The sequence below is a fragment of the Gordonia sp. ABKF26 genome (genome assembly GCF_041103195.1).
GTDB lineage: Bacteria > Actinomycetota > Actinomycetes > Mycobacteriales > Mycobacteriaceae > Gordonia > Gordonia terrae.
The window spans coordinates 3798063-3809567 of record NZ_JBGCVZ010000003.1 but is presented as its reverse complement, the minus strand read 5'-3'; the positions used below and the strand labels follow the sequence as shown (position 1 = coordinate 3809567).

Sequence of the window (11505 nt, the reverse complement as noted above, 5' to 3'; positions counted from 1 at the left end):
CGCCGGTCAGCGCACTGATCTGAGCAGCGCGGGCAGGCCGACCGCGGCGGGCATCCGCAGGCTGTGGGTCACGACGTCGGACAGCGCCGACGGCGCCGGGTTGAACTCGATGACCGGGATGCCCGCGCGCACCGCTCGCTCCGGCAACGCGGCTGCCGGGTAGACGATCCCGCTGGTACCCACGACGAGCACCACCTCCGCCGCGCGAAACGCCTGATCTGCACGCTGCCAATCCGATTCGGGCAGCGCTTCGCCGAACCAGACGATGCCGGGCCGCACGACACCACCGCAGCGCGGGCAGGTGGGCGGGTCGACGCGTGGGTCGTCCGCCGGCGTCGCATCGGGGCGGTCAGCGGGGTCGGGATATGCGCCGGGGCCGTCGTACGGGGTGCCGCAGACCGAACACCGGGGGGCGAACAGGCTGCCGTGCAGATGGCTGACGACGTCGCTGCCCGCCCGCTCGTGAAGATCGTCGACATTCTGCGTCACGACCATGACGGTGCGCGAGGCGGCGAGCTCGGCGAGTGCGAGGTGGCCGGCATTCGGCTGCGCGGCAAGCACTTCGCGAGCGCGCCACCGGTACCACCCCCAGACCAGGGCCGGGTCGCGCGCCCACGCCTCGGGGGTGGCGAGTTCGGCGGGGTCGAACTTCTCCCACAACCCGGTCTGGGCGTCCCGGAAGGTCGCGATCCCGCTCTCGGCCGACATGCCTGCGCCGCTGAACACCGTGATCCACTCCGCGCGACGCACGAGGTCGGCGACCGCGTCCGGAATCGGTTCGCCGGAGTCCGGGTCCGGTGTCCCGGCGAGGGTCATCCGGCGGACCCGATGCAGGCGCGTACCAGGGCGGCGGTCTCGTCGGGGTCGGGATCGCGGCGGACCAGGAAGCCCTTGGCGAAGCTGAGCTTGTCGCCGTCGTGCCGCGGCACGACGTGCAGATGGGTGTGGAAGACGGTCTGGAAGGCCGCGCGGCCGTCGTTCAGTGCAAGGTTCACGCCGTCGGCCGACATCGGTCCGGTCTTCATCGCGGTGGCCAGTCGCTGGCCGGCGCGGAAGAGCGAGGCGCCGATCGCCGGGTCCAGGTCGTCGAGCCCGGACGAATGGACGCGCGGCACGAGGAGGGTGTGCCCGCGGGTGACGGGGCGGATGTCGAGGAAACCGAGCACGTCGTCGTCGGAGTACACGATGCGCCCGGGGGATGTGCCGTCGACGATGCCGCAGAAGATGCAACTGCTCATATGCGCGACTCTAGGGCACCGGGGTCGGCGGCACTCCGGCTCGTGACGCGCGGCCGTGCTCCACATCACATCACGTTTTGATAACGGTTGACCGAGCGGATGCTCGGCCGTTGGCGTACCCCTGGGTATGTTGCCTGGCCTGGCGGTTTTCCGACCCTTCCCATGGCGGTTGGCACGGTGGCCCAAGTTACCCGCGGGGTTACTCGTCGGTATACCCGTAGGTCACCGACAAACATGAGGGTTCCCTCACTTTCGTGTGTCATCATAGGAGTCACGTTCACGCCGACACCGGCTCCCCAAGAGTCGGTGCTCGTCAATGTTGTTGTGCAGCAGGCGTGTTCCTTTGTAGTACCAGCTAGCTCGACCCGGCAGTGTCGCCTCGGCGGCCGGTTGTGCGCGCGACGTCGACGAGACCGTTCACGGCAGCGCACGCCATACGCCGCTGCTGACAGCGTTTCTCGCGGCCACAGCGGCCGCGCACCCGCCGCCCGCACAACACCCACAGACATCTACCGCACCGCACCTACGCACTCCGCAAATCCACACTCTGAGACCGACCACCACAGAGGAGTATCCGTGACCGTCGACCAGTTCCGCTCCGGCTCGCAGGGCGCCGCCAACGCAGAACGCCCCACCGCCACGCTCATCGAGCGACTCACGCAGGGCGAGCCCTACGCGATCAGCTTCGGCGGGCAGGGCGGCGCATGGCTGCCCACGCTGACCGAGCTGGTCGTCGACGCCGACCTCGAACACCGGGTCGCCACGATCGTCGATTCCGCCGAACGGCTCGTCGAGCCGGTCGCCGACGAACTCGTCGTGGCACGTGTGTCCGGGTTCCACCCCCTCACCTGGGTCCACGCCCACGACGCGGGAGACGACGTCCCCGCCGAGGCCACTCTCGCCGACTTCACCCTCTCCGGCCCGGGCGTCCTGCTCACCCAGCTCGCCGCTGTGGAAGCCCTCCGCAAACAGGGTCTGGACACTGCCGCGCTGCCGCCGAACGCGGTGGTCGGGCATTCCCAGGGGTCGCTGGCCACCGATGCGGTCGGTGCCGACGGTCGGGTCGCGGAATCCGGCCAGGGTCTGTTGCTGGCGGTTGCGCACCTCATCGGTGCAGCCGGTTCGCTGACCGCGCGCCGCCGCGGGCTGGGCGTCACCACCGACGGCACGCCGATGCTCGCCCTGACCAACATCAGCCCGGCTCGCGTCGACGAGATCCTGGCGCAGTACCGCGATGGCCTGCCCGAGAGCGATCTGACGACGGCGCCGGTCGTCGCCATCAGGAACAGCCGTACCGCGGTGGTGCTGTCCGGTGCGCCGCGGCACCTCGCCGCCTTCGCCGCCCTCTGCGAGCGGATCGCCGCGACCGAGGCCGATGAGCGTAAGCGCAAGGTCACCGGTGGGGCACCCTTCGCGCCGAAGTTCGACCACCTGCAGGTGTCGGTCGCCTTCCATCACCCGGCGATGGCCGAGGCCGTCGAACTGGTCGGCCAGTGGGCCGATCGGTGCGGCATCGACCGTGACCTCGCCACCCGCCACGCCCACGACATCCTCGTCGGGCACGTCGACTGGGTCGCGTCGGTCGACGCGATCGTCACCGGTGGCGCCAAGTGGGTCCTGGACTTCGGACCCGGAGACATCGCCACCCGCCTCACCGCCTCACTCGTCCGCGGACAGGGCGTCGGACTGGTTCCGGCCGCTCTGCGCGTCGGACAGCGCAATCTGTTCAGCCCGGGTGGCGTGCCCGAGGTCGCCACGCCGTGGTCCCAGTTCGCGCCGACCCTCGTCGAACTGCCCGACGGGCGCACCGTCGTCGAGACCTCCTTCACCCGGCTCACGGGACGGTCGCCGATGCTGCTCGCCGGCATGACGCCGACCACCGTCGATCCCGCGATCGTCGCCGCTGCGGCCAATGCCGGGCACTGGGCGGAACTGGCCGGCGGTGGCCAGGTCACCGAAGATATCTTCGCGCGCAACATCGCCACGCTCACCGACCTGCTCGAGCCCGGCCGCGAGGCACAGTTCAACGCGCTGTTCCTCGACCCCTACCTGTGGAAGCTGCAGCTCGGCGGCAAGCGCATCGTGCAGAAGGCGCGTGCGCAGGGCGCCCCGCTCGACGGCGTGATCGTCTCCGCGGGGATCCCCGAGCTCGAGGACGCCGTTGCACTCGTCGACGAGTTCGTCGAAGCCGGACTCCGATTCGTGGCCTTCAAGCCCGGCACGGTCGAGCAGATCCGGTCCGTGGTGCGCATCGCGGCCGAAGTGCCGCACCACCCCATCATCGTCCAGATCGAGGGCGGTCGCGCCGGCGGTCACCACTCGTGGGAGGACCTCGACGACCTGCTGGTCGCCACCTACGGCGAGCTTCGTGCCCGCCCCAATGTCGTGATCTGCGTCGGCGGCGGCATCGGCACCCCCGAACGCGCCAGCGAGTACCTCACCGGCACCTGGTCGGCCGCCCACGGCTACCCGGCCATGCCATTGGACGGCATCCTCATCGGCACCGCGGCCATGGCGGCGAAGGAAGCGACGACCACCCCTGAGGTCAAGCAGCTCCTCGTCGACACCGCCGGTATCGACGAGTGGATCGGAGCCGGTCACGCCACCGCCGGAATGGCCTCCGGCCGGTCCCAGCTCGGCGCCGACATCCACGAGGTCGACAACACCGCCTCACGGTGCGGTCGACTGCTCGACGAGGTCGCCGGTGACGCCGAGGCCGTCGCCGCCCGCCGCGACGAGATCATCGCCGCGATGGCCGACACCGCGAAGCCCTACTTCGGCGACGTCGCCACCATGACCTACCGCGAATGGCTCGACCGATATGCCGCCCTGGCCGTCGGCGACGCCCGTGGTGAACAGGTCCCGTGGGCCGACATCACCTGGCAGCAGCGCTTCGTGGAGATGTTGCAGCGCACCGAGGCGCGCATGCACCCCCAGGACTCCGGGCCCATCCCGACGATGTTCGCCGAGGCCACCGCCGCCGCCGATCCGCATGCCGCGATCGACGCGCTCGGCAGCGTGTACCCCGAGATCGACACCGACATCCTGCATCCCGCGGACGTCGCCTTCTTCCTCGAGCTCTGCCGCACTCCCGGCAAGCCCGTCAACTTCGTGCCGGTCATCGACAAGGACGTGCGCCGGTGGTGGCGCAGTGACTCCCTGTGGCAGGCCCACGATCCCCGCTACGGCGCCGACGCCGTGTGCGTGATCCCGGGGCCGGTTGCCGTCGCGGGCATCACCCGCGTCGACGAGCCCGTCGGTGAGTTGCTCGACCGATTCGAGGCGCGCGTCGCCGCCGACCTACAGGCCGCAGGGGAGCGTCCGGCCGCCGTCGCCTCCCGGCACCGCGCCGGGCTGGCCGACGAGGCCGGCGTGCTGACCTCGGTGCTGGAGTCCGACGACGTCAGCTGGGCGGGCCGGATCGTGGCGAGTCCGATCGCATTGCTCGGTGATCGTGACGCCTGGACCGTGGTCGGACCCGAGCGGGCCGAGCACGCCGTGAGCGGAGCGGTCCTGGAACAGGTCGCCGCCGATGCCGTCACCCGTTTCGACCTCGTCGTCCCGATCTCGGGTGCGTCCGTGCGCATCCCGCTGCTGGCCGGCGAGAGCCTGCGCGACGGAGGTTCGCCGCTGGTCGGCCTGGACGACGCGTCGAACGCGATGCGCGAGATCCTCACCGTGGCCGCCGGCGGCAGCCTCGCCGAGGTGAACGACGGTGTGTCGGTCACGACTGTCTCCTGGCAGCCGGACTCGGTCGCCGACCACGCGGCGGTGACCGGTTTCTCCCTGCCGCCACACCTGCGTCCGACCACCCCGACCGACCCGTTCGGGTTCGCCGTGCCCGACACCCTGGTCGGCGCCTGCTGGCCGAGCGTCTTCAGCGTCATCGGCGCCGCCCGAACCGAGTCCGGTGACCCGGTGGTCGAGGGACTGCTCGATCTGGTCCACCTCGATCATGCGATCGCGCTGACCGGCGAGATCCCCTCCGCGGCTGCCGAACTCACCGTCACCGCGCGTGCCGGCGCGGTCCGTGACGCCGACGTGGGCCGAGTTGTCGAGGTGTCGGTGGAAGTCGCCGGGCCGGACGGCCCGATCGCGACGCTCGACGAGCGTTTCGCGATCCGTGGACGCCTGGGCGCCGCTGAGCTCACCGACCCGGCCCGGGCCGGAGGTGCGCCTGCCGCCGAGCAGTCGGCCACCCGGAAGCTGATCCGGACGGCCACCATCACCGCGCCGAACCGGATGAACGGCTTCGCCGTCGTGTCCGGTGACCGCAACCCCATCCACACCGACGCGTCCGCGGCCAAGCTCGCCGGTCTCGGTGACCCGATCGTGCACGGGATGTGGTTGTCCGCGGCCGCCCAGCAGGTCGTCACCGCGACCGACGCGAAGAACCCGACGCCATCGCCCCGTCCGTTGATCGGCTGGACCGCACGCTATCTCGGCATGGTCCGGCTCGGCGACCGCATCACCGTGCGTGTCGACCGGGTGGGCCTCGACAACGGCCGCGAGGTCGTCGAGGTGAGCGCCAAGGTCGGCGACAACCTGGTGATGAGCGCGACCGGCCTGCTCGCCGCGCCGCGCACCGTCTACGCATTCCCCGGCCAGGGCATCCAGAGCAAGGGCATGGGACTCGACGCCCGGTCCCGGTCGAAGGCCGCCCGGAAGATCTGGGACCGCGCCGACAAGCACACCCGTGCGGCACTCGGTTTCTCGATCCTGGCTGTCGTCCGCGACAATCCGACGACGCTCGTCGCCAACGGGACCACCTACAACCACCCCGACGGCGTGCTGTACCTGACGCAGTTCACCCAGGTGGCCATGGCGACGCTCGGTGTCGCCCAGATCGCCGAACTCAAGGAATCCGGCGGGTTCGTCGAGGGCGCCATCACCTGTGGTCACTCCGTGGGCGAGTACAACGCGCTGGCCGCGTGCGCCGGAGTGCTGCCGCTCGAAGCCGTCCTGGAGGTCGTGTTCCAGCGCGGCGAGGCCATGCACCACCTCGTCCCGCGGGATGAGCAGGGACGCAGCGACTATCGGATGGCGGCCATCCGGCCGAGCCAGTTCGGTCTGGCCGATGCCGAGGTCACCGCGTTCGTGTCCGGCGTCGGTGCCGAGGCCGGCGAGTTCCTCGAGGTCGTCAACCTCAACCTGCTCGGCTCGCAGTACGCGATCGCCGGCACGGTTCGTGGCCTCGAACTCCTCGAAGCCGAGATCGACCGGCGCCGCGCCGATTTCGGCGGGAAGCGGGCCTTCATCCTGATCCCGGGCATCGACGTCCCGTTCCACTCCAGCGTGCTGCGCGCCGGCGTGCCGGAGTTCCGCGGCAAGCTCGCCGAACTGCTGCCGGCCGACATCGACATCGACATCCTCATCGGTCGTTACATCCCGAACCTGGTGCCCCGTCTGTTCAATCTCGGGCGCGACTTCGTCGAGGAGATCGCGGCACTGGTGCCGTCGGATCCGCTGAACGAGGTCCTCGCCGACTGGGATGCCTGGGAGGCGACGCCGAACGAACTCGCCCGCGTGGTCCTGATCGAGCTGCTCGCCTGGCAGTTCGCCAGCCCGGTGCGGTGGATCGAGACCCAGGAACTGCTGTTCAGCGGACCCGAGCGGAACGGGCTGGCGGTACAGCGCTTCGTCGAGATCGGTCTGAAGGGCGCCCCGACGCTGTCGGGTCTGGCCACCAACACGCTCAAGCTCGACGACTACGCCGCGGCCACCACCGAGGTCCTCAACGTCGAGCGGGACACCGACACGATCCTGGCCAAGGATGCCGGTCACGAGCCCGACGAGGACGAACCCGACGTTCCCGCGGCGGCCGAGACGTCGGCGGCCGACGCCGCCCCGGCGCCCGCGGCCACGCCCGCCCCGGCCGCTCCTGCGGCTCCCGCGGGTGGTCCGCGGCCCGATGACATCGCCTTCACCCCCTCGGACGCGGTGAAGTCCGTCATCGCACTGTGGACCAAGATGCGCGTCGATCAGATCGGTTCCGCGGACACGATCGAGGCGCTGTGCGACGGCGTGTCGTCGCGGCGCAACCAGCTGCTGCTCGACATCGGCGGCGAACTCGGCCTCGGTGCCATCGACGGTGCCGCCGAAGCCGACATGACCGCGCTGTCGTCCACGGTCGAGACCCTCGCCCGCGGATACCGCCCGCTGGGCGCGGTGCTCACCGACGCGGTGAGCGATCAGGTGCGCAAGGTGCTCGGTCCGCTGGGCAAGCGCCAGAACTACATCACCGACCGCGTGTCGAGTGTCTGGCAGCTGGGCGAGGGGTGGGGTCTGCACACCACCGTCGCGCTGGCGCTGGGCACCCGGGACGGTGCGTCCGTCCGCGGTGAGGCCCTGGGCAACCTGCTCGACGGGCCGCTGACGAACACCGACTCCCTCGATGCGCTCATCGACAAGGCCGTGTCCGCGGTGGGTGCGGTCAAGGGCATCCCGGTCGGCAAGCCGGCGGCCGAATCCGGCGGTGGCGCAACGGTCGACGCCGCGGCGCTGGGTGAGTTCACCGAACAGATCACCGGTCGCTCCGGCGCGCTGGCGTCGGCTGCGTACACCCTGCTGGACAAGCTCGGACTCGCCGAGGTCGCCGATCTCGCCGAGGCGGCTGCGGACCCGAACGCCGAGCTCGCCGAGCTCGTCAGCGCCGAACTCGGTTCGGACTGGGCCCGGACCGTCGCGCCGTCCTTCGACGCGGCCAAGGTCGTCCTCATCGACGACCGGTGGGCAACCGCCCGTGAGGATCTCGTCCGGTTGTGGCTGACCGACGAGCACGATCTCGACGCCGACTTCGACACGATCGTCGGCGGATTCGCCGGAGCCGGGGACACCGTCGCCGACCACGCCACCTGGTGGCAGGGCAAGGCCCTCGCGAACGGAAACGCCGTGCACGGCCGCGTCTTCGGCGCGATCGCGCATGCTGCGGAGAACCCGGAGAAGGGTGGCTACAGCGGTGAGATCGCCGTCGTCACCGGCGCGAGCAAGGGCTCCATCGCCGCCGGCGTGGTCGCCGGGTTGCTCGCCGGTGGTGCGACCGTCATCGCGACGACGTCGCGACTGAACTCCGACCGTCTCGCGTTCTACAAGAAGCTGTACCGCGAGAACGCCCGGGCCGGTGCCGCGCTGTGGATCGCCCCGGCGAACATGGCCTCCTATGCCGACGTCGACGACCTCGTCGACTGGATCGCGGCCGAGCAGACCGAGAACCTCGGTGGCACGACGGCAGTGGTGAAGCCGGCGATGAAGCCGACGCTGCTCTTCCCGTTCGCCGCACCGCGGGTCGCCGGTGACCTCACCGACGCCGGTGGTCGTGCCGAGCTGGAGATGAAGGTGCTGCTCTGGTCGGTGGAGCGGCTCATCGGCGGGCTCGCCGACGTCCACTCCGACCACGACATCGCTTCCCGCGTGCACATCGTGCTCCCCGGTTCGCCGAACCGCGGCATGTTCGGTGGCGACGGCGCCTACGGCGAGAGCAAGGCCTCGCTCGATGCGCTCGTGCAGCGCTGGTCGGCCGAGGAGTCCTGGGGTTCCAAGACGACGCTCGCCCATGCCCTGATCGGCTGGGTGCGCGGCACCGGACTGATGGGTCACAACGACGGAATGGTCGACGCGGTCGAGGCGGCTGGTGTGCGCACCTGGAGCACGGCGGAGATGGCGGCGAACCTGCTGACCCTGTGCACGCCCGAGCAGCGTTCGAGTGCGGCGAGCGCACCGGTGCTCGCCGACTTCACCGGCGGCCTGGACAGCTCGACCGACCTCAAGGCGCTCGCGGCCACCGCGGCGGCGGCCGCCGAGGAGTCCACGGACACCGACGAAGAGCCGGCGACAACCGTCGCGGCATTGCCCGCACCGGCGCGCGCGCCGAAGGCGATGCGTCCCGAGTGGCCCGCGATCGACGCCCGACCCGAGGACCTCGTGGTCATCGTGGGCGCCGGTGAGCTCGGCCCGTTCGGTTCGGCCCGCACTCGCTTCGAGATGGAGGTCGACGAGAAGCTCTCGGCCGCAGGTGTTCTCGAGCTCGCCTGGAACACCGGACTGGTGCACTGGGATTCGGCGCCGAAGCCGGGCTGGTACGACACCGAGTCCGGAGACCCGGTGCCGGAGAGCGAGATCGCCGATCGGTACCACGACGAGGTCGTCGCGCGCTGCGGCATCCGCCGCTACGCCGACGACGGCGCGATGGTCGACAACACCTCGCCGCTGCTCACCTCGGTCTTCGTCGACGAGGACCTGACCTTCACGGTCAACTCCGAGGCCGAGGCGCGGGCGTTCGCCAGTGCCAACCCGGAGAAGACCCGCGTCGCGCAGAACGCCGACGGCGACTGGCAGGTCACCCGCCTGGCGGGCACCGAGATCCGCGTCCCGCGTCAGTTCGCGCTGACCCGGACCGTGGGCGGTCAGATCCCGACCGGCTTCGACCCGACCCGCTGGGGCGTCAGCCCCGACATGGTGGAGTCGATCGACCGGGTCGCACTGTGGAACCTGGTGGCCACGGTCGACGCGTTCCTGTCGTCGGGCTTCACCCCGAGCGAGCTGATGCGCTGGGTGCACCCCGGTCTGGTGGCCAACACGCAGGGCACCGGCATGGGCGGCATGACCTCGATGCGCGACCTGTACGTCAACACCCTGCTGGGGGAGGCCAACGCGAACGACATCCTGCAGGAGGCGCTGCCGAACATCGTTGCGGCACACGTGGTCCAGTCGTATGTCGGTAGCTACGGCGCGATGATCCACCCGGTGGCGGCGTGCGCGACGGCCGCGGTGTCGGTCGAGGAGGGCGTCGACAAGATCCGCCTCGGCAAGGCGCTGTTCGCGGTCGCGGGCGGTTTCGACGACCTGGGTATCGAGGGCATCGTCGGCTTCGGTTCGATGTCGGCGACCGCGGACTCGGCGAAGATGACCGCGCGCGGCATCGACGACCGCCGGTTCTCGCGGGCCAACGACCGTCGACGCGGCGGGTTCGTCGAATCGGCCGGCGGCGGCACGATCCTGCTCGCCCGCGGCGACGTCGCGGCCGAGATGGGGCTTCCCGTGCTCGGTGTGGTCGCATGGGCACAGAGCTTCGGCGACGGCGTGCACACCTCGATCCCGGCTCCGGGTCTCGGTGCCCTGGGCGCGGCTCGCGGGTCGCTGTCCTCGCCGCTGGCCCGTGCGCTCGGCTCGCTCGGTGTCAGTGCCGACGATGTGGCGGTCGTGTCGAAGCACGACACCTCCACCAAGGCCAACGATCCGAACGAGTCGGAGCTGCACGAGCGGCTCGCGGCGGCGATCGGCCGCGGCAAGGGCGCACCGCTGTTCGTGGTGTCGCAGAAGTCGCTGACCGGTCACGCCAAGGGTGGCGCGGCAGCCTTCCAGCTCATCGGCCTGTGCCAGATCCTGCGTGACGGCGTCATCCCGCCGAACCGCAGCCTCGACTGCGTCGACGACAAGATGGCGGAATACCCGCACCTGGTGTGGCCGCGCGAGACGCTGCAGCTCGGCGAGCTGTTCCCGCTCAAGGCCGGCCTGCTGACCAGCCTCGGCTTCGGCCACGTGTCCGGGCTCATCGCGGTGGTGCACCCGGAGGCGTTCATCGCCTCGCTGAACCCGGCGGCGCGCGACGCCTACCGTCAGCGCGCCGACGAGCGCACGCGTCAGGGCAGCCAGCGCTTCCTGCAGTCGATCTGCGGTGGCGAGCCCGCCTACCAGCGTCCGCCGAACCGTCGCTTCGACGAGTCGGTCGACGAGCACGACGCCGAGGCGGGCATGCTGCTCGATCCGCAGACCCGTCTGGATGGCGCCGACGTCTACGTCGCCGGTGAGCCGGTGGCGGGAAGCCGGTGACACCCGGTGAGTCCGACGGTGCAGGCGAACCCGCGGGGATGAGCGTCCTCGGGGTGGGGATCGACATCGTGTCGATCCCGGAGTTCGGCGAGCAACTCCGGCAGCCGGGTACGACGTTCGCCGACCGGTTCACGGTCGGCGAGCGTCGGGACTCGGCCGCCGGGACCGGTGACGACGCCCGGCATCTGGCCGCCCGCTGGGCGGCCAAGGAGGCCGTCGTGAAGGCGTGGTCGGTGAGCCGCTTCTCGCGTTCGCCGCTGCTGCCGCTCATCCGGCACAGCGACATCGAGGTCGTGACCGACACCTGGGGCCGCCCGGCCATCCGGCTGTCCGGCGAGATCGGTGAACACTTGCGCGACACGAACGTTCACGTGTCGCTGACCCATGACGGCGACACCGCCGCCGCCGTGGCGATCCTCGAGGGCAGGTAGCCCCGCCC

At 70.7% G+C, this 11505-nt stretch carries 4 protein-coding genes; 2 read left to right on the top strand and 2 right to left on the bottom strand.

Annotated features, from left to right (window positions below):
• Positions 1-6: 6 nt before the first annotated feature.
• Together AB4Z55_RS17600 and AB4Z55_RS17595 are read right to left on the bottom strand one after the other, a co-directional pair.
• Positions 7-816, bottom strand: a complete 810-nt coding sequence (locus AB4Z55_RS17600; RefSeq protein ID WP_275447828.1) for an NAD-dependent deacylase — start codon at positions 814-816, stop codon at positions 7-9.
• Positions 813-1238, bottom strand: a complete 426-nt coding sequence (locus tag AB4Z55_RS17595; RefSeq protein WP_064571485.1) for an HIT family protein — start codon at positions 1236-1238, stop codon at positions 813-815. The genes AB4Z55_RS17600 and AB4Z55_RS17595 overlap by 4 nt, the downstream gene beginning before the upstream one ends.
• Positions 1239-1814: 576 nt before the next feature.
• Here AB4Z55_RS17595 and AB4Z55_RS17590 point away from each other — a divergent pair.
• Together AB4Z55_RS17590 and AB4Z55_RS17585 are read left to right on the top strand one after the other, a co-directional pair.
• The gene (locus AB4Z55_RS17590) at positions 1815-11066 is read left to right on the top strand and encodes a fatty acid synthase subunit beta domain-containing protein (protein ID WP_369520194.1); all 9252 of its coding nucleotides are present in this window, start codon (positions 1815-1817) and stop codon (positions 11064-11066) included.
• A gap of 38 nt (positions 11067-11104) precedes the next feature.
• Positions 11105-11497: a holo-ACP synthase gene (locus AB4Z55_RS17585; RefSeq protein ID WP_033203568.1), complete on the top strand. Its 393-nt coding sequence runs from the start codon at positions 11105-11107 to the stop codon at positions 11495-11497.
• The last annotated feature ends 8 nt before the right edge of the window (positions 11498-11505 follow it).

Coding starts and splice junctions, on each gene's coding strand:
- AB4Z55_RS17600 (WP_275447828.1), bottom strand. CDS start 816: ATGACCCTCGCCGGGACACCGGACCCGGACTCCGGCGAACCGATTCCG.
- AB4Z55_RS17595 (WP_064571485.1), bottom strand. CDS start 1,238: ATGAGCAGTTGCATCTTCTGCGGCATCGTCGACGGCACATCCCCCGGG.
- AB4Z55_RS17585 (WP_033203568.1), top strand. CDS start 11,105: ATGAGCGTCCTCGGGGTGGGGATCGACATCGTGTCGATCCCGGAGTTC.